15 protein-coding genes are annotated in these 19552 nt (G+C 33.7%); 6 read left to right on the top strand and 9 right to left on the bottom strand.

All coding sequences use genetic code 11. The features are described from left to right. From AST99_RS13355 to AST99_RS13335, 5 genes are all read left to right on the top strand, one after another. Positions 1-977: sodium ion-translocating decarboxylase subunit beta (locus tag AST99_RS13355; RefSeq protein ID WP_057782437.1), on the top strand; the 977-nt coding region annotated here is incomplete at its 5' end. Between the two features lie 37 nt (positions 978-1014). Continuing rightward, positions 1015-2301 carry an acetyl-CoA hydrolase/transferase family protein gene (locus AST99_RS13350; RefSeq protein ID WP_057782435.1) on the top strand — a complete coding sequence of 429 codons (1287 nt, stop codon included), beginning with the start codon at positions 1015-1017 and terminating at the stop codon, positions 2299-2301. Positions 2302-2321: 20 nt separating this feature from the next. Beyond that, positions 2322-4133, top strand: coding sequence for a methylmalonyl-CoA mutase family protein (locus AST99_RS13345; RefSeq protein ID WP_057782434.1), 1812 nt, complete (start codon positions 2322-2324; stop codon positions 4131-4133). Positions 4134-4211: 78 nt separating this feature from the next. Next, positions 4212-6350 (top strand): methylmalonyl-CoA mutase, encoded by a 2139-nt coding sequence (gene scpA, locus AST99_RS13340; protein WP_057782432.1) that lies wholly within the window; start codon positions 4212-4214, stop codon positions 6348-6350. 751 nt (positions 6351-7101) lie between these two features. Beyond that, on the top strand, positions 7102-7866 hold the full coding sequence (locus AST99_RS13335; protein ID WP_057782450.1) for an SDR family NAD(P)-dependent oxidoreductase: 765 nt from the start codon (positions 7102-7104) through the stop codon (positions 7864-7866). 249 nt (positions 7867-8115) lie between these two features. Here the strand turns inward: AST99_RS13335 and AST99_RS13330 are convergent, their stop codons facing one another. The 9 genes from AST99_RS13330 to AST99_RS13290 all read right to left on the bottom strand — a co-directional run bounded on the left by AST99_RS13330 (position 8116) and on the right by AST99_RS13290 (position 17878). After that, positions 8116-9309, bottom strand: a complete 1194-nt coding sequence (locus tag AST99_RS13330) for a porin family protein (protein ID WP_057782427.1) — start codon at positions 9307-9309, stop codon at positions 8116-8118. 74 nt (positions 9310-9383) lie between these two features. Continuing rightward, positions 9384-10388 carry a methylmalonyl Co-A mutase-associated GTPase MeaB gene (gene meaB, locus AST99_RS13325; RefSeq protein ID WP_057782419.1) on the bottom strand — a complete coding sequence of 335 codons (1005 nt, stop codon included), beginning with the start codon at positions 10386-10388 and terminating at the stop codon, positions 9384-9386. 213 nt (positions 10389-10601) lie between these two features. After that, positions 10602-12092 carry a cellulose synthase family protein gene (locus AST99_RS13320; protein ID WP_057782416.1) on the bottom strand — a complete coding sequence of 497 codons (1491 nt, stop codon included), beginning with the start codon at positions 12090-12092 and terminating at the stop codon, positions 10602-10604. Next, complete coding sequence (locus AST99_RS13315; RefSeq protein ID WP_057782414.1) at positions 12089-12781, bottom strand: glycosyltransferase family 2 protein; 693 nt, start codon at positions 12779-12781, stop codon at positions 12089-12091. Before AST99_RS13315 ends, AST99_RS13320 begins: the two co-directional genes overlap by 4 nt. Before the next feature lie 238 nt (positions 12782-13019). Then, positions 13020-14558 (bottom strand): carboxypeptidase-like regulatory domain-containing protein, encoded by a 1539-nt coding sequence (locus tag AST99_RS13310; RefSeq protein ID WP_057782412.1) that lies wholly within the window; start codon positions 14556-14558, stop codon positions 13020-13022. Positions 14559-14634: 76 nt separating this feature from the next. Continuing rightward, entirely contained in the window at positions 14635-15336 is a 702-nt protein-coding gene (locus tag AST99_RS13305) for a TIGR04283 family arsenosugar biosynthesis glycosyltransferase (RefSeq protein WP_057782410.1), read from the bottom strand. Between the two features lie 38 nt (positions 15337-15374). Next, the gene (locus tag AST99_RS13300; protein WP_057782408.1) at positions 15375-16271 is read right to left on the bottom strand and encodes a sterol desaturase family protein; all 897 of its coding nucleotides are present in this window, start codon (positions 16269-16271) and stop codon (positions 15375-15377) included. A 124-nt stretch (positions 16272-16395) separates the two neighbouring features. Then, the gene (locus AST99_RS13295) at positions 16396-17208 is read right to left on the bottom strand and encodes a purine-nucleoside phosphorylase (RefSeq protein ID WP_057782406.1); all 813 of its coding nucleotides are present in this window, start codon (positions 17206-17208) and stop codon (positions 16396-16398) included. Continuing rightward, positions 17201-17878 carry a TIGR04282 family arsenosugar biosynthesis glycosyltransferase gene (locus AST99_RS13290; RefSeq protein ID WP_057782404.1) on the bottom strand — a complete coding sequence of 226 codons (678 nt, stop codon included), beginning with the start codon at positions 17876-17878 and terminating at the stop codon, positions 17201-17203. The genes AST99_RS13295 and AST99_RS13290 overlap by 8 nt, the downstream gene beginning before the upstream one ends. Positions 17879-18166: 288 nt before the next feature. Here AST99_RS13290 and AST99_RS13285 point away from each other — a divergent pair, with 288 nt between their 5' ends. Beyond that, the gene (locus AST99_RS13285) at positions 18167-19408 is read left to right on the top strand and encodes a cation:proton antiporter (RefSeq protein ID WP_057782402.1); all 1242 of its coding nucleotides are present in this window, start codon (positions 18167-18169) and stop codon (positions 19406-19408) included. Positions 19409-19552 lie beyond the last annotated feature (144 nt).

Raw genomic sequence — 19552 nt, 5'->3', positions numbered from 1 at the left:
CCGGAATTTACGAAACAGGTTCTGTGCTAAACTACTTATATTTTGGAGTTGTAAAAGGAATTTATCCGCCATTAATCTTTTTAGGGATTGGCGCGATGACAGATTTTTCATCACTTATCGCAAATCCGAAATTAATGTTATTAGGTGGTGCTGCACAAATTGGAGTGTTTGCAACATTCTTAGGCGCACTTTACCTCGGGTTTAATTTGCCAGAAGCAGGAGCGATAGGGATTATTGGAGGTGCAGATGGCCCTACAGCTATTTTCTTATCATCTAAATTAGCAAATGGTATCAACATCCTCGCCGATGGAACTACGGTTAAAAACTTAATTGGTCCTATAGCCATTGCAGCGTATTCTTATATGGCATTGGTTCCGGTAATTCAGCCCCCAATTATGAAGTTGCTTACGTCTAAAAAAGAGCGTTTAATTAGAATGAAACCCCCAAGAGCGGTGTCGCAAAAAGAAAAAATGATTTTTCCAGTGGTGGCTTTATTACTAACCACATTTATATCTCCTAGTGCATTACCGTTATTAGGAATGTTATTCTTTGGAAATTTATTAAAAGAATCAGGAAGAACAGAACGTTTAGCAGATACTGCTCGTACTAAATTAATAGATATTGTAACCATCTTATTAGGAGTAACTGTAGGAGCATCTACCCAAGCAGATATCTTTATTACCTCAGATTCTTTATTAATATTCGGATTAGGAGCTGTATCTTTTGTTATCGCAACTATGGGAGGATTATTGTTTGCTAAGTTTATGAACCTATTCTTAAAAGGCGATGAGAAAATTAATCCGCTTATTGGTGCTGCAGGAGTTTCTGCTGTCCCAGATAGTGCGAGAGTGGTTCATGCAGAAGGTTTAAAAGCAGATCCTCAGAATTACTTATTAATGCATGCCATGGCACCTAATGTGGCTGGTGTTATTGGGTCGGCAATTGCTGCGGGTATCATTTTAAGTTTCTTCGGATAAATAGATAATCGTCATGTTAATGTAACACACTAAGATTATGAATATACCAAATAAAATGTCTGCAGCAGATGCAGTGAAATTAATCAAGTCAGGAGATCGTGTTTTAATTCAAGGAGGTTCAGCAACTCCGCAAGCGCTTATAAAAGCCATGGTAGGGCGAGCTTCAGAACTTAGAGGTGTAAATGTCGTGCATTTGCATACAGAAGGTGAGTGCGGTTATGTATCACCAGAATTAAAAGATAGTTTTTATACAAGTGCTTTTTTTATTGGAGGAAATATTAGAAAAATGATTGGGGTTACAGCCGATTATATTCCTGTGTTTTTAAGTGATATTCCAAGTCTGTTTCGAGAAGGTTATATGAAATTAGATGTGGTTTTAGTGAACGTTTCTCCTCCAGATAAACACGGGTTCTGCTCGTTAGGCGTATCTGTAGATATTGTGATTTCTGGAATTGAAATGGGAAAAACAATTATCGCACAAATTAATCCTAAAATGCCAAGAACCTTTGGAGATGCAATTGTGAATATTAATCAGTTTGCAGCTTGTGTTGAAGTGGAAGAAGAGCTTTACGAAATGAACTTTGTAGCGCCATCAGAAGAAGAGAAAGCGATTGGTAAAAATGTAGCTGGTATTATTGAAGACGGCGCAACCTTACAGATGGGAATTGGAGGTATTCCTAATGCGGTATTAACATATCTCACCAATCACAAAAATTTAGGGGTTCATACCGAGATGTTCTCTGAAGGAATCGTAAATTTGGTAGAGAAGGGTGTTGTAAATGGGTCTCAGAAAAAAGTAAATCCAAATAAAATAGTTTCTGGATTTGCCATGGGGACTCGACGTTTATATGATTTTATGGATGACAACCCTGAAATTGAAATGTTAGATATTGGTTACGTAAACGATACGTCGGTTATTCGTCAGAATCCTAAAGTAACAGCTATTAATTCAGCAGTAGAAATAGATATTACAGGACAGGTTTGTGCCGATTCTATTGGTACGAGAATGTTGTCTGGAGTTGGCGGACAAATGGATTTTATGCGAGGAGCAGCCTTGTCTGAAGGCGGAAAACCTATTATCGCTATAAATTCTAGAACTTTAAAAGGCGTGTCTAAAATTGTACCTACATTAAGAACTGGTGCAGGTGTGGTTACCACAAGAGCTCATGCCAGATATGTGGTTACAGAATATGGTGTTGCCGAATTTTTTGGTAAAACGTTAAAAGAACGTGCTATGGCTTTAAGAGACATTGCACACCCCGAATATAGAGAAGTATTAGATGAAGCTATTTTTGAGAGATTTGGAAGTAGCATCATGATTTAATCACACTAAACATAAATAGTATGAGTACTAAAAATAATACGCTTTTTTCCGAGTTTAGTCCAGTGACTAAGGAGGCTTGGTTGGAAAAAGTTAATATAGATTTAAAAGGAGGCGATTTCAATAAAAGATTGGTTTGGAAAAACTTAAATGGTATTGATATTCAACCTTTATACAATACTGAAGATACTATTAAGTATCTTAAAAATACTGGAGAAAATGCTCAAGCATTGGTAAACTACAGAACTGTAGAAGTGGCTTCAGCAGAACAAGGAAATGCTTTGGCTTTAAAAGCGATTGAAGAAGGTATAAACGGAATAATTTTCCAAATAGAATCTAAAACAGTTGTATCAACTTTAATAGAAGGTATAGATTTAAATACCATTACGGTGTCTTTTGTTTTAACGGACTCGGTATTAGATTTTGCGACAGATTTCTTTACATATGCCGAAAAAAATGTTTCAAATAAAGCGAACTTAAAAGGCTATTTTGACCTTGGTGTTATTTCAAATTATGTCAGAACAGCAACTTTAAAACCCCATACATTTGAAATCTTAGCAAAAGTGATGGTGTTAGGAAGGGCGTTTTCAAACTTTAAAACAGTAACCATTTCTGGAACTACGTTTTTAGATGCAGGAGCCAATCAAGTACAAGAAGTGGCATATACTTTAAATGCTTTGGTTTATGTGATTGAAGAATTAGAAGAACGTGAAGGTGTTTCTGCAGGACATGTTTTTGACAGCTTACACATTCAATTAGCCATTGGGTCGGAGTATTTTGTCGAGATGAGTAAATACAGAGCCCTGAACAGTTTGGTGCATAAAATAGCACATAGTTATGGGATAACAGATTTTAAATTCACCCTAACCGCTAAAACATCTGTTTGGACTAAGTCTGTAACCGATGCACATACAAATATGTTACGTGCTACAACAGAGGCGATGTCGGCTATTTTAGGAAATGTAGATGGGATTTTAGTCGATGCTTACGATAAAGAATTTAATGCATCTTCAGATTTTTCAAATCGAATTTCAGGAAATATCACCACGATATTAAAAGAGGAATCTTACTTCGGAAAAGTATCAAATCCTGTAGATGGTTCTTATTATGTTGAAGAAGTGAGTTCTAAAGTGGCAGCTAAAGCGTTAGAATTATTTAAAGCGATAGAAAGTGCAGGCGGATTCTTTACCGCTTTTGAAAACGAAAGTATTCAGAAACAGATTGCAGAAATTCGTCAGAAAAAAATCAAGCTAATAAGTCAGCGACGTTTATCAATGGTTGGTGTTAATAAATATCCAAATCTGATGGAAAAATTAAATGCTGAGGTGTTGTGTTCTGGAGCAGATGTAAATACTAAAGTTTTAAAACCAAGACGTGCGTCTTTAGAAATTGAAATGTTACGTAAAGCCTCTGAAGATATTGTTGCAGAAGCTGGTAAACGCCCAATTGTAGAGCTTACTAGTTTTGGAAACTTAACGATGCGTAAAGCGAGAGCAGCATTTGCCTACGATTTTATTGGAGTTAGCGGATTTGAAGTGTGGCAAGAAAAAAGTTATAATAGTGCAGAAGAAGCTGCCGAAACAAGTGCGAAATCAGAATCGAGTGTGGTTGTTATCTGTAGTTCAGACCCTGATTACGATGCCCATGCTTTAGCTTTTGTAAAAACGTTTAGAGCTTTAAATAGTGATAAAGTGTTGTTATTGGCAGGTTATCCTGAAGCGATTTTAGAAGACCTTACAGCAGCAGGTTTAGATGGTTGTGTCCATATTAAATCTGATGTCATTCAAACCATTTCTAGCATTCAGGGTAAAATTCAGAAACATATTAAAAAGTAGCGGTGTGACATTGAAAAAACGTCTTTGTTGAGGTTTTATCAATAGCATGTGACCATTGATTAACAAAAAAAGAAACACATGAAACCAAATTTTTCAAATATAACATTAGACACTGCAACCAAACAAAATGCAGTGCCCTCAGATAATACAGACATCTGGAATACACCAGAAGGTATTCCCGTGAAAACGCATTTTACTAAATACGATTTAGACAATGCAGAGCATTTACAGTTTATGTCTGGTTTGCCTCCGTTTACAAGAGGACCTTATAGTGCTATGTATGCGTTGCGTCCTTGGACCATTCGTCAGTATGCAGGATTTTCAACAGCAGAAGAATCTAATGCATTTTACAGACGTAATTTAGCCGCAGGACAAAAAGGATTGTCTGTAGCTTTCGATTTAGCAACCCACCGTGGCTACGATTCCGATCACCCTCGTGTAACAGGAGATGTCGGTAAAGCTGGTGTAGCGATAGATTCTATATTAGATATGGAAATTTTATTCGACCAAATTCCGTTAGATAAAATGTCCGTATCCATGACTATGAATGGGGCTGTGCTTCCCATAATGGCATTCTATATTGCGGCTGCCAAAAAACAAGGTGTTGCTTTAGATCAATTAAGCGGAACCATACAAAATGATATTTTAAAAGAATTTATGGTGCGTAATACGTACATCTATCCGCCATTACCTTCTATGAAAATTATTGGTGATATTTTTGAATACACCACGAATAACATGCCTAAGTTTAACTCCATTTCAATTAGTGGGTACCACATGCAAGAAGCGGGTGCAACTGCAGATATTGAGCTGGCTTATACTTTAGCCGATGGTATGGAATACATTAGAACCGGTTTAGCATCAGGATTAAAAATAGATGAATTTGCTCCGCGTTTATCTTTTTTCTGGGCGGTTGGAATGAATCACTTTATGGAAATTGCTAAAATGCGTGCGGCTCGTATGCTTTGGGCAAAAATTATAAAAACGTTCAATCCGAAGAATCCAAAATCTATGGCGTTGCGTACGCATAGTCAGACGTCGGGTTGGAGTTTAAGCGAACAAGATCCTTTTAATAACGTGGCTAGAACATGTATTGAAGCGATGGCCGCAACTTTAGGAGGAACACAATCTTTACACACCAATGCGTTAGATGAAGCGATTGCATTACCAACAGATTTTTCTGCCAGAATTGCACGTAATACACAGATATATATTCAAGATGAAACGCAAATGACTAAGGCTGTCGATCCTTGGGCGGGTTCTTATTATGTTGAATATTTAACGCAAGAAATCGCTAAAAAGGCATGGACACTTATAGAAGAAGTTGAAGAGCTTGGAGGTATGGCAAAAGCTATTGAGACTGGTGTGCCTAAAATGCGTATTGAAGAAGCTTCGGCAAGAAAACAAGCCCGTTTAGATTCTGGTCAGGATATTTTAGTGGGAGTGAATAAATTTAAAACCGAAGAAAAATCGGCTATCGATATTTTAGAAGTAGATAACACAGTGGTTAGAGATTCTCAAATTGCACGTTTGAAAAAACTGAGAGATAATAGAGATCAAGCGGTTGTAGATGCTAAAATTAAAGCTTTAACAGATTGTGCTGGAACAGGAAAAGGTAATTTATTAGAATTAGCAGTAGAGGCAGCAGAAAATTTTGCTACACTTGGTGAAATATCCGATGCTTTAGAAGTGCATTTTGGTAGACATAAAGCAGATACTAAACTAATAAGTGGTGTTTATAGTAAAGAAGTTAGTGACGATAGTACGTTTGCTAAAGCTTTAAAACTAGCCGATCAGTTTGCTGAAATAGAAGGACGTCGTCCGCGTGTTATGGTGGCTAAAATGGGACAAGACGGTCATGATAGAGGTGCGAAAGTTGTTGCCTCTAGTTTTGCCGACTTAGGATTTGATGTGGATATGGGACCATTATTCCAAACCCCAGAAGAAGTTGCAAAACAAGCCATTGAGAACGATGTACATTTTGTAGGTGCTTCAAGTTTAGCTGCAGGACATAAGACGTTAATTCCGCAACTTATAGAAGAGTTAGCTCGATTAGGTCGACCAGATATTATGGTGTTTGCAGGAGGAGTAATTCCTGAACAAGATTACGATTATTTATTAGCACATAAAGTGGCTGCTATATTTGGTCCTGGAACAGTAATTTCAAAATCAGCAATAACCATTTTAGAAAAGTATTTAGAGCACGAAGAAGTTTAGTGTTAGTATTAGTAGTAGTATTGATTTGCAGAAAAACCCCAATGCTGATGTGCGTCAGTGGTGGGGTTTTTTATCTTTTAATTAAATTATTATTTTTTTGCTTTTACCACAAATTCCCGCAATCCAAAAGTTTACATTCTCAATAGTATTTCCAGAAGAACTTTTCACTTCTATATCTCTTTCCATACACTTTACTTTTTCACAAATACTACACTAAAAATCATAGTGATTGTAGGGTGTTAATGAATTTCTTCACATTTTTAGTACTTAAAGTAGTGAAATTTACCATTATCAGAAATTACTTTATGAATAACACCTTCGTGTATAAAACTTTCTACCACTCTGTGAATTTAAACACGATTAAAATTTGGTAATTGACTTTCTAATCATAGAGCTCTTAAACCATCGCTTCTTGCTTTTTCAAAGCCTTATAATATGGCGATTTTTCATTCATTATTGCAACCAAGTTGCAATAAAGGTATAAACATTGTATATTTGTATTATAAAGTTACAGTCATTTTATTCTACAATTATCTAAATGACTTAACAGTAAAAAACAAGGAATTATATAATTAGAAATCACATTTAGACTGTAGTGTTTTCTATAATTTTAATGAATTTTTAGCTCCAGCACAGCAATTAAATTTTCACAAATTAATTATAATATGTATTGCCTCTTGCAATAGTGGTTAATTGTGATTTTGTAAGACATTCAATTAATAGAAATAAACAATTTAAAATTAAAAACGTAATGAGTAATTTAAACAAAAAGGTAGCAATAGTTACAGGTGCAACTGGTGGAATTGGTTTTCAAGTTGCAAAAAGATTGGGTCAAGACGGATATACTGTTGTTTTAAATGGTATTGAAGATGAAGAAGGAGCTAAAAAAGTAGAAGAGCTTACGGCGGAAGGAATAACGGCAGAGTATGTTGGTTTTGACATGACAAAACCTGAAGTTGTTACTGAAAATATCACTAAAATTGGAGAAAAATACGGTAAAATAGATGTGCTTGTAAACAATACAGGAGGTATTGGTGTTAGAGCTAGATTTGAAGAGATGACAACTGATCAATATAGATTTGTAATGGCTTTAAACCTTGATTCAGTATTCTTTGCTTCAAGAGCAGCAATTCCTTTTCTTAAAAAAGGAGAAAACGCTTCAATTATAAACTATACATCAAACGCAGCATGGAATGGTGCAGGACCTGGAGCTGGAATTTATTCGGTATCTAAAGGTGGAGTACAATCTATAACTAGAGCCTTGGCTAAAGATTTAGCTGAATATGGAATTAGAGTAAACGCAGTATCTCCGGGTACTATTGATACTCCTTTCCATGCACAAATTAAAGCGACTAAACCAGAAGTTTTTGCTTCTTGGGCAAACAGTGTTTTATTAGGAAGATTAGGTCAGCCAGAAGAAGTTGCTGGTGTTATCTCTTTCTTAGCAAGTAAAGATGCGTCTTTCATCACTGCTGAAACAATACAAATTGGAGGAGGTCAGGCTTTAGGTATATAGTTTAATACTAAAAAATTATAGAGAAAGATTACCAATATTTCTTATGTGCTAATATTGCTATAATTATTGGATCTGATACTGTAATTTTAAAATGAGGATTAAAATATTAAAGACATATTTAAAATATGGAGTAACCTAGTAGTTTTATATGTTGATTTGCAGAAAAACCCCATTGCTGATGATATGCGTCAGTAATGGGGTTTTTTATGTGTTGTGAGTTTTGTGAACTCGAATATAAATGAGTTTAAATTAAAATAATGTATATCCAAATATTACAGATACTGTATCGTAATTAGATTCCCAACTTCTGTAATTTGAAAGGACATCATTACCGGTAAGATATCTTAATTCTAAACTATAAAGGTCATTATACTTATAGCCTATACCAAAACCATATCTCGATCCAGATTTAAAATCTAAGGAATTGAACTCTGTATATTTTATTTCAGAATTAAAGCTGAAATCCATAGCAAAAGATCCGTTTATAAATAATTTAGACGTATCGTTTAAAAAGAAATAATGTCTTATTCCAATAGGTATTTCAATTGATTCGTAGTTTACAGAGATAAGATCATCGTTTATGTTTGTCTTTTTGGCATTAAAATACTGATAAGTAGGCTCTATAGTTAATGCCCATTTGTTTTTATTAAAAGGCATAATAAATTCGGCTTCTAAACCAAATCTAAAACCTATTTCATTTTTAAAATCGAGGTTTCTACTACTAGCTCCTGAAGGATTATTAGTTGAAAAAGAAGATATATTTATACCCGGTCTGATACTTAAATTGAATAAAACTTTATTATCATTTTGTTCAAAATTTTGAAATTCAGTGCCATTACATTCGTTGTATTTTTTAAAAATATTTATTAAATCGGATTTTTTATAGTCAACCTTTTCAATATAATTAGTTGAAATGGCATCACATTTTAAATCAACTAACAGTTGCTGTCTAAATCTATAATAAGTTCCAATAGTATTGTCTGATGTTTTATACCTCTTATAAATAAGTTGTTCAATAATAGTATTGCTGGTATTGTAAAAATAACGTTTCAAGTTCCCGTCTTCGTAACTATACAGGTTTGCTTTTCCCTCTATAATCACTTTTAAAAATAATTCTTCTTCATTAAAGATAGGATTTCTCACATCAGATAAATCGCTTGTAATATCACTAGATTTATCAATATTTACAGTTTGTCTAATGTATTTAGATGTATTGTCTATTCCGAATTCTTTTACGGTTCTGATAGTTACATTTTTTTCTTCTGAGTTTTCTGAAAGTTTATATTCAAATTGAGTAGGGTTGTTTTTCCAATCATAATTTTTAATTAAACACTCCGTTTTTTTGTTAGAGTTATCTATAAAATAACCTTTTTCGAATGAGATTTGTGAATAAGAATGAATGCTTAGAATTGTAATTAGAATGCAGAGTAATTGTTTGTTCATAGGTTTTGGTTAAGTTGATTAATAATGTTTAATAGCTATTAAATAATATGCAAGTATAGATTTGGGGGCTATTTTTACATGTTTTTTTTAAAATCTTCCATAATATATTGTGCTGCTTTTACAGGAGATATTTGCGAAGATATAACGTCGCTTTCTAATATGGAAAGTTTATTTTTTATCTGTGGGGAACCGTAGAACAAATGTTTGAGTTCTTCGTTGATGTTATTATACATCCACTTTATTTTTTGCTGATTTCTGTTTTTATTGAAATAGCCGTTTTCCTCTACTAGTGTTTTGTATTTTAATACGTGTTTCCAAACGGTTCGTATTCCGGTGTTTTTAGTCGAAGATGCTTTTGTAACGATTGGCGTCCATCCCGAATCTGGTTGCGGAAAAATGTGTAAAGCATTCTGGTATTGTAATCGTGCCATTTCGCTATTTCTTATGTTGTCACCATCGGCTTTATTAATCACAACCATATCGGCCATTTCCATAATTCCTTTTTTTATGCCTTGCAGTTCGTCTCCAGCACCAGCAAGCATTAATAGGAGAAAGAAATCGGTCATGCCATGAACTGCAGTTTCCGATTGCCCTACACCAACAGTTTCTACCAAAATAACATCGTAACCAGATGCTTCGCAAAGTATCATGGTTTCTCCTGTTTTATTGGCTACGCCTCCAAGGGTGTCTCCAGAAGCAGAGGGTCTGATGTAGGCATTATCGTTATTACTTAATTCTTCCATTCGGGTTTTGTCTCCAAGAATACTTCCTTTGGAACGCTGACTACTAGGGTCTATAGATAAAATGGCGACTTTATGATTTAAAGATGTTAAGTATTTACCAAAAGCTTCTATAAAGGTGCTTTTACCAACACCAGGCACTCCAGTAATACCAATGCGGATAGATTTACCAGAATGCGGTAAGACAGATTGAATAATTTCTTTAGCGAGGACTTTATCACTTTCAAGATTACTTTCTATAATGGTAATAGCACGAGAAAGTATCACTCTACTGCCCTGTAATACGCCATCGATATATGCTTGAGCTGTTAATCTGTTTTTGGGTTTATATACCTTCATTGTATCGCTGTAAATTAATAACGTAAAGACGTTTATCGTGTTATACAAAGATACTTATAACTACAAAAATCACCATAAATACGGTGTTGTTTTTTAAGTAAACAATATTGTATTTATGATGATTTTGCGTTAGTGATTGCAGTGTAAATCCTTTTGCTTTTTTGCAAAAGATTGAAGCGGAAAGCACGACCCATAGGGTAACGCCCAAATAAGTTAAACTTTAGAAGTTAACGACTTTAAGAATACATAGCCAAAACCTAAAAATAACATCAGGTGAAATGGGAATAATCCGAAATCTCCACCTTGATCTCCTACAACAAATGCACTGTACATTCCGAAAGCGAAATACAAAGTAAGGAGTCCTTCAAAAATAACATTTACAGAAATATTTTTCTTGATGTATTTGTTGCCTTTCCAGCTGTCTTTAAGATTGTTAATATTGAATTTTGGTGTGCGTACAAATTCACTACGTTTCCCGATATGACCTTCTAAAACCGCAATAGAATTGTGTAATGAAAAGCCCATAGCTACAGTGAAAAACGTAAAAAACATACCTATATATTTGATGAAGTTTTTAATACCTCCACCATAAATATTACGATACATAAACCAATAGCAAATAAAGAAAATAACACTACTTACTACAAAGAAACTCATAACATAAAAGTATGGTTTTAAGTGGGCGTATTCGTTCTTAATATATAGCATTGGGATACTTAAAACGGCTACTATAAATACATTTAAAAACATGGTACTGTTTAATAAATGTAGCACGCCATGTACTTTGGTTTTACCAGAAATATTATCTGATTTTAAAACGCGCCAAAGCATTTTTCTGAAGTTTTCTGCACCTCCTTTATTCCAACGGAATTGTTGAGAACGTGCAGCACTAATAACTACAGGAAGCTCTGCAGGAGTTTCAACATCTTCTAAATATTTAAATTTCCAGTTTTTAAGTTGGGCACGGTAACTTAAATCTAAATCTTCTGTAAGTGTGTCGCCTTCCCAGTTTCCAGCATCTAGAATACAATCTTTACGCCAAACGCCAGCTGTACCATTAAAATTTATAAAGTGGCCTTTACTGTTTCTTCCAACTTGTTCAAGCGTAAAGTGCGCGTCTAGAGCGAATGCCTGAATGCGAGTAAGTAAAGAATATTCGCGGTTAATATGTCCCCAACGGGTTTGTACCACGCCAATATTTCTGTCATTAAAATAAGGTAATGTTCTTAGTAACCAGTCTGCTTCTGGTAAAAAATCGGCATCAAAAATGGCAATAAATTCACCTTTAGCGATTTCTAAACCTTCTTTTAAAGCTCCTGCTTTAAATCCGCTACGGTCTGTTCTTGTAATGTGTACTATATCTAATCCAGTAGCTTTTAATTTTTGGATATGATCAAAAGTAGTTTTTACCGTTTCGTCTGTAGAATCGTCTAAAACTTGAATCTCTAATTTATGTTTAGGATAATCTATAGTCGCAATGTTTTCCAACAAGCGATCCATAACATACATTTCGTTAAAAACCGGAAGTTGAATGGTAACATAAGGGACATCGTTTTCCTTGGAAAGGTCTAAAGGCGGTAAATGTGTGTCTTTCTTTTGTGCAGAAAGATAGTTTAACAATAAATTTAACTGTGCTAAAGCGTACATGAAAATTAGAGCTAAAGACGTTGAGTATATTGCAATTATTATTGTTTCTAAGATCATTTTTTTATACTATATTTAAAAATCCAGTACAAGATTTTTATGCCTGCAAATATAGCACCTTTTATTGTACCTGAAACTTTTGAAACTCCAATTCTGTTACGATATTTTACAGGAATTTCTCGATAAGAAAAATTCTTTTTTAAAACCTTAAGTTGCATCTCTACAGTCCAACCATAAGTTTTGTCTAACATGTTTAATTCTAATAGTTTAGAATATTTTATAGCACGAAATGGACCTAAATCTGTAAAGGTAGAGTTAAAAAAAAGTCTCATTAAACTAGTTGCTAACCAATTTCCAAATTCTTGTGGCACCGTCATTGAACCAGTTTCTCTGAGGTTTTTAGAGCGAGCGCCCACTACAAAATCAATATTTTCTTCTAGAATTGGAGCGACAATCTCTGTTAATTGTTCTGGGTAATCGCTATAATCGCCATCTAAAAATACAATAATATCTGGCTTAATACTTTGTTTAGAAATATAATCCATGCCTTTTAAACACGCATAGCCATAACCTTTATTATTTTCTGTTAAAACGGTAGCTCCGGCTTTAGTGGCATTTTCTACGGTTAAGTCTGTAGAATTATTACTCACCACAATAATTTCATCTACAAGATCTGGTATGTCACGAATAACGTGCGGAATAGAATCTGCTTCATTATAAGCAGGTATAATAACTTTAATTAGAGCCATATTGGGATTATAGAATGGGATAGCAAATATACTTAGTTATTTGGATTTGCTTTTGTGTTTTTTAAATTCTTCTTCTTGTATTGTTTTAGTAATGAGCTAAACACCAAAAAGATCGCTTTTTAAGGTAGAGCTTGTCTAATCTTAAAAAGCGATCTTAACTAAAATAAAGCTTTAATTACTGTTTAACAACTGTACTGTTGTGCTTAGTCTATAAAGCGTGAACTTACTTTCAAAGAATTTAATTTTCTTCTACTTCTATACTTTTAAATGCTTTAATGGCTTTATTAGGTTCTATAATATTATACCCTTTCCAAAATTCAGGATCGTATTCTGGTAAGTAAATAGGAGTAACTTCTGCTTTCTCTTTAAAGGTATTAAAATCTGTTTCTGTTATGGTCTCATTTTCAAACACCACCAATTCTCTTTTAGAATAATTAGTTGCTATAAAGTCTATGTCTCCAGAAAGTTCGTTTTGTTTTCGTCGGCCTTTAACATGTTTGTTTTTTTCGATAATTTTAAAAGGTCTGTCTATTCCTGTTTTGTTTGCCGTCTCTATTTCGGCATATTTTAAACTATAAGTGTCAGATTTGTTTTTAGCATAAATAAAACTACCTTCTCGCTGATAGACGTCTAACCATACGCCTAAAAGTTTAAACGTTTTTAAAGATTTTACGTTTTTAAAATCTAGTCTTATTACTGCAAAATCTTCTGTGTTTATATACAGTACACCCTTGTAATCTTCGCTGCGCTTTGGCTTAAAAGCAATTTTATACACGTATTGGTCGTTTAGGAAAGAATAATCTAAGAGTTCGAATTCGTAACGGTTAGATTTGTAAATTACGTTTAAGCTAGATGCTTCGCTAGCAAAACTGCTTTTTTCAACGCCATTAATCACGTTTTTTCTGTATTTAAGAAAGTTCTTTTTCTTGCGCTTTTCTTTTTCCTTTTCGGCTTCTATAAAAGCTTCTGTTTTTTCGCTGGTTTCATCTTGAAAAAATGAAGAATCTATATCTTGTTTAGTGCCAAATATACCCGACTTTATTTTAAAATAAGAATCGCGTTTAATTGTTTTCTTAACTATGGCATTCAGCTTTTTTTCATAAGCTTCAAATGTCATTTCGTTATTCTTGTCGTATAATTCTGAAGCTTTTAAAATGTCTAATTTTACAATAGTGTCTGCCTTTTTATCAAGTTTGTTTTTGTATAAATCGCCTAGAATTTCTGTGTATTGGTAAGAGTTTAATGGGATATCGCTTAAAATACTATCTGTTAGCGCTTGATTAAATTCTGGAATTGTAGAGGCTTTAATTTTAATCGATTTTTTTAGAATGGTAGAACCGTAAGTTTCTCTGAAAAAGAGTTTGCTTTTCTCGAAGGTGCCGCCGTGATTTTTATCTAAATTTTCTTCAACTTTATCAATAATTTCTTCAACCGTATAGTTTTTGTTGAAGAGCATAACTTCATTTAGCTCAATAGATTTTGGTTTTAAAAACACTAAGCTGTCCTGAAATGTTTTGGCAGAAAATTGTTTAGACTCGTAACCCAGACAACTAAAAAATAAGGAATCTTGTTCTGAAATGGCTGAGTGTATTTGAAGCTGAAATTGTCCAGCATCATTACTAATAACACCAGATGTATTATTAAAAGAGATGGTTGCAAAAGGTATTGGTTCTTGGTTTGTAGAATCTAAAACCCTGGCATGTATTTGCGTTTGTGCAAGTACAGTTGGAACTGTAAAAATTAAACAAAGAAAAATTAAAGCGTAGTGGTGTTTCATATTGGTAGTTTTACGTGAAAGTAAATGATTACATGAAACGGTAAATATACTTTAGTTTTTTATTAAGTAAACTTTATTATTTTTTAACATAAATGTGTTTTAAGTAATAGTTGTACAGGAGGTTAGGTGGGTGTCCTAATCTGTATTTTAAATGAATTACCATAAAATGATATTGCAAATTCCAAATGCCATTGGTTTGATATCGACGTGCAGATGTGGTTATGTTTTTTTGAATGACAGCAAAGTTTGAAGCGTTATAAATACGATGTATTAAATGATTGTCTTCGTAAATTATGTAAGATTCGTTGTAGCCGTTAAGTGCATTAAAAAGCGATTTGGTAATAAACAGACTTTGGTCTCCGCCTCGGCTAATTTTCCATGAAAAACGTGTTAGCCAACCTGCTAATTTTAACCACCAATGCGACGAGTTAAATGACATTTTAAAACAACCTGCTTGCGTTTTAGTATTTATACGCTCTAAAATGTCTTTGTCGAAATCTTTTGGAGGAAAAGAGTCTGCGTGTAAAAAATATAAAATATCTCCTTTGGCTATTTTAGCGCCGAAATTCATTTGTTTAGCGCGTCCTTTCTCTGACTGTACGAGTTTTACTTGACTAAAATGCTGTATTATATTTTTTGTGCCGTCAGTGCTTCCTCCATCAACAATAATTATATCTTTAATGTTTTGAGTAGACGAGTTTTTTAAAAGGTATGGAATTAATTCCTGAAGATTTTCAGCTTCATTTAAAACAGGAATTAGTATCGAAATACTATGCATTTATATCTGGGGAGGTTTTGTATTAAATAATTTAACTATTATTTATTGTCTTTCTTTTTAGTTAACGGGTAAAAGGTTTGCTCTACAAAATGTGTTGGAAATTCTTCGTCGCCTTCAAATCCTAATTCAATATCTCTTCCGTTATGTGGTATATAATCTGTTTTAAAAATATAATCCCAAAGGCTTAAAGTGATACCGTAATTAGATCCGTAAATGGAGTTTGGTGGCAACTCTTTTGCGTGGTGCCAAATGTGCATTTTAGGATTGTTTAAAATGTATTTAAACGGACCATAATTCCATCCTAAATTAGCATGGTTTATATGCCCGATAGCTATCGCGAAAAAGTGAACTAAAACCACGTCTTGTACATCGAATCCGCCAATAATTGCAATAGGTATGTAAAGTAACGACTTGTATATTACAGGTTCCATCCAGTGGTAACGCAAGTGTCCGGCAAATCCCATTTCTTTTATGGAATGATGCACTTTATGAAAGTCCCAAAGCAACGGAAAACGGTGTAAAAGTCTGTGTGTGTTCCATTGTACAAAATCACTCACTATAAAAAAGATAAATAGGCCAACAACTTTTGGTAATTTGTTTACATTAAACAATTGTAGGTTGTCTAAAGATAATCCAACCACAGCTAGAATATCGTTAAAAACTTCTGCAGCGGTATTTGAAAGTGCAATGAGAATAATTAAATTAAGTAGAAAAAAATTAAAGAACATGTAGAAGGTGTCTAACCAAAAATCTTTTCTAAACGCAGATTGATTTTTACGCCACGGAAAGGCAATCTCTAAACCCCAAACCACTAAAGAAATAGCAATTAAGCCATAGAAATAATTGTCCCAATGGTTTATAGAAATTAACTCGTATTTTAAATACCGCCAATAACCATAATACGAGTTTTGAATAAGGTCTATGTATTTTTCCATGTGTAAAAAGTAATGATAATGGGTCTAATGTAAGACGGAGGAGGTTAAGACCTCCTTCGTCATTAATAAGTAGCACTGATATGAGAATAACAGTCTATTAATACATTATAAAACGAGAAGTGTATTACAATGTTTTAATAAGTTCTTTAAAGAGGGTAATCATGTTTGGTTCTGCTTTTTCTGCCATAGCAATAATATCTTCTATATTTACGGGGTGTAAATTATCCGGATCTCCTTTATCTGTAATTACAGAAACCGCAGCAGCTTTTAAATTTAAATGGTTAGCCACAATAATTTCAGGAACCGTGCTCATTCCAACGGCATCTACACCAAATACTTTAAGCATTCTGTACTCTGCGCGGGTTTCTAATTGCGGACCTAACATACTTGCATACACGCCTTCGTGTAATGTGAAATTGTGTGCTTTTGCGATCTCTTTAAACTTTGCATTTATAGCTTTGTCGTAAGGCGCACTCATGTCTGCAAAACGTTCTCCTAATTTAGATACACCTTTAAAAGCTAATGGTGAACCGCCAAGTAAATTAATATGGTCGTCTATTAACATTAAATCGCCTTTGTTGTAATCTAAATTAACCGCACCAGAAGCGTTAGATACTAAAAGGGTGTGAATACCTAATTGATTCATGATACGAACAGGGTAAGTAATGTCTTGCAAAGTATAGCCTTCGTATAAATGAAAACGGCCTTGCATAACCACTACTTTTTTGCCTTCTAATTCGCCATAAATTAATTTTCCTTTGTGAAATTCGACTGTTGCCGTTGGGAAATAAGGAATCTGATTGTAACTTACTTCGTGGATAATAGTGATGTATTCTAATAGTTTTCCTAATCCGGTACCTAGAATAATTCCGATTTCGGGTTTGTCGAAGCCTTTGTTTTGTAAAAATTCGGTGGTTTCGTTAATGTACTTAATCATAATGCATTCTATATTTTTTAAGTTGAGGATAATCTTTTATATCTTCAAATGTATCGATATCATTTAATTCTTCAAGGAAATATACCGATTTGTTCGTTAAGTTTTTTAAGGATGCTTCGAGCACGGTTGATGTGCCCCAAGCTTTATTTTGGAACAATTCTGTCTGCAACGTTTTCATACCTAATAAATAATAACCGCCATCTTTTGCAGGTCCAATAACTGTATCATGATGTTCTAATTCGTCAAAAGCATCGTTAATCATTTCGGTAGTGAGGTCTAAAAGATCACTTCCTATTATAATTACTTTTTGATAATTGTTTTGAAATAATTCTGAAAAGGCATTGTGCATGCGTTCGCCTAAATCGTCTCCTTGTTGAAGTTTCTTTCTGAAATTATTATCGTCCCAAGTATCATTTTTATGAATGTGTTCAGAATAAAATACAAATCTATCAGCTTTTACGTTTTCAGAAATTTTAGCGGTATGTTGTAAAAGTGTCCTATAAATATCTAAGGCATTTTCGTCTCCAATAGTTTTGGCTAAACGGGTTTTGCATTTGCCCAATTCGGGGTTTCTCGCAAAAATAATAAGCGCTTTTTTTGATGTTGGAAAATGAAATGTTGCTATAGCTTCATCATCATTTTCATTATCGTTCGAGGTTAAAAATCCCATGTTTAATTATTTAAATTGATATGTTTGTACATTTCAGTAATTACGTTCCAAACGCGTAGTTTAATTGTAATACAATTAGGTTGTTACAATAGTTTTGTGGTTGAGAGCTTCTTCATTATAATCTGAAATGTATTTTAAGCAGGTGTTTATTAAAAATAAAGACCTATAGGTAAGTCGTTTATTTTTTAATTTATTTACAGCTAATTTACGGTTTTCTAAAATTGAATTTACCGAGTTCTTGTAAAACTGCATAAATTAGATTTAATTTAATAGATTTAAAATTGTGCCATGGATTATTTTATCATCATTACTAGTCTTGTTTTTCTTTCTGCAGCTTTTGGGTATATAAATGTGCGGTTTTTAAAATTGCCTAACACTATTGGTTTAATGCTAATAACTTTAGTGTTTACGTTGGTGGTACTCGGCATAGCGACTATAGACAAAACACTTTTATTAGCAGAAAGACAGCTAATTACAGAGATAGATTTTGAGACTGTTTTGTTAGATATTATGCTGAGCTTTATGCTGTTTGCTGGCGCTTTGCATACCAATTTTGAACAATTAAAAATTCAGAGATGGCCAGTTTTTGTTTTTGCTACTGTAGGAACTTTACTGTCTACATTTTTAATTGGTAGTTTAGTTTATGGTGTGTTAATGCTTTTAGGTTTAAGCGTAGACTATGTGTATTGTTTGCTTTTTGGAGCTTTAATTTCGCCAACAGATCCTATTGCGGTGCTTGGAATATTAAAAAAGGTTGGAGTGCCTAAAGACTTAGAAGCTAAAATTGTAGGCGAATCACTATTTAATGATGGAGTAGGCGTTGTGGTGTTTTTAACCATATTTGAAATTGCAAATGTTTCCGGAGGTGGTGGTATTGAAGTGAGTGCTGTTGTAGAATTATTTATACGTGAAGTTATAGGAGGTATAGTGTTAGGTTTACTTTTAGGGTATGGAACCTATCGTTTAATGAGATCTATAGATGATTACGATGTTGAAGTAATTATTACTTTGGCAACAGTAATGGTTGGAACAGTAATCGCTCAGAAATTTCATTTATCGGCACCTTTAGCTATGGTAACTGCGGGATTGGTAGTTGGTAACGATACGGTAAGAGGATCTGCTATGTCTGAAATCACAGAGAATTATGTGGATAAATTTTGGGAGCTTGTAGATATTCTTTTGAATACCATTTTATTTGTATTAATAGGTATGGAAATGTTGGTTTTGGAATTTCAATGGACTTATATTTTTGCTGGATTATTAACCATTCCAATAGCGTTAATCAGTAGATATATTTCTTTATATGGGCCAATAAGTCTGTTTGAAAAACGGTTAGATTTTGTACCTAAAACAAATAAAATTATGACTTGGGGCGGTTTGCGAGGCGGTATTTCTATCGCACTTGCTTTAAGTTTAACTTCTGAAATGCATAGAGAATTATTCCTAGTGATTACATATATGTTAGTGGTGTTTTCAATTTTAGTGCAAGGTTTATCTTTAAGCGTGCTTGTAAAACGATTAATTAAGTAATGCCAAAGTATTATGTTTTAAGTCTAATTGGAGTTATGTTATATGTGTTTTGTGTAGAAATGAGGGGATATACGGGTTGAATTAGATATAAATCCAAATGCGTTAATTTGGTAAGCTATTATTTAGTAATTTTCAAACCAACTA

The sequence above is a fragment of the Formosa algae genome (assembly GCF_001439665.1).
GTDB classification, from domain to species: Bacteria; Bacteroidota; Bacteroidia; order Flavobacteriales; family Flavobacteriaceae; genus Formosa; species Formosa algae.
This window is presented reverse-complemented; position numbering and strand designations above follow the sequence as displayed.

What these genes read in the sequence shown, in the direction of transcription:
- AST99_RS13335 (WP_057782450.1), top strand. Translation starts at nt 7,102, where the DNA reads ATGAGTAATTTAAACAAAAAGGTAGCAATAGTTACAGGTGCAACTGGT.
- AST99_RS13350 (WP_057782435.1), top strand. Translation starts at nt 1,015, where the DNA reads ATGAATATACCAAATAAAATGTCTGCAGCAGATGCAGTGAAATTAATC.
- AST99_RS13320 (WP_057782416.1), bottom strand. Translation starts at nt 12,092, where the DNA reads ATGATCTTAGAAACAATAATAATTGCAATATACTCAACGTCTTTAGCT.
- AST99_RS13305 (WP_057782410.1), bottom strand. Translation starts at nt 15,336, where the DNA reads ATGCATAGTATTTCGATACTAATTCCTGTTTTAAATGAAGCTGAAAAT.
- AST99_RS13300 (WP_057782408.1), bottom strand. Translation starts at nt 16,271, where the DNA reads ATGGAAAAATACATAGACCTTATTCAAAACTCGTATTATGGTTATTGG.
- AST99_RS13315 (WP_057782414.1), bottom strand. Translation starts at nt 12,781, where the DNA reads ATGGCTCTAATTAAAGTTATTATACCTGCTTATAATGAAGCAGATTCT.
- meaB (WP_057782419.1), bottom strand. Translation starts at nt 10,388, where the DNA reads ATGAAGGTATATAAACCCAAAAACAGATTAACAGCTCAAGCATATATC.
- AST99_RS13295 (WP_057782406.1), bottom strand. Translation starts at nt 17,208, where the DNA reads ATGATTAAGTACATTAACGAAACCACCGAATTTTTACAAAACAAAGGC.
- AST99_RS13285 (WP_057782402.1), top strand. Translation starts at nt 18,167, where the DNA reads ATGGATTATTTTATCATCATTACTAGTCTTGTTTTTCTTTCTGCAGCT.
- scpA (WP_057782432.1), top strand. Translation starts at nt 4,212, where the DNA reads ATGAAACCAAATTTTTCAAATATAACATTAGACACTGCAACCAAACAA.
- AST99_RS13310 (WP_057782412.1), bottom strand. Translation starts at nt 14,558, where the DNA reads ATGAAACACCACTACGCTTTAATTTTTCTTTGTTTAATTTTTACAGTT.
- AST99_RS13345 (WP_057782434.1), top strand. Translation starts at nt 2,322, where the DNA reads ATGAGTACTAAAAATAATACGCTTTTTTCCGAGTTTAGTCCAGTGACT.
- AST99_RS13290 (WP_057782404.1), bottom strand. Translation starts at nt 17,878, where the DNA reads ATGGGATTTTTAACCTCGAACGATAATGAAAATGATGATGAAGCTATA.
- AST99_RS13330 (WP_057782427.1), bottom strand. Translation starts at nt 9,309, where the DNA reads ATGAACAAACAATTACTCTGCATTCTAATTACAATTCTAAGCATTCAT.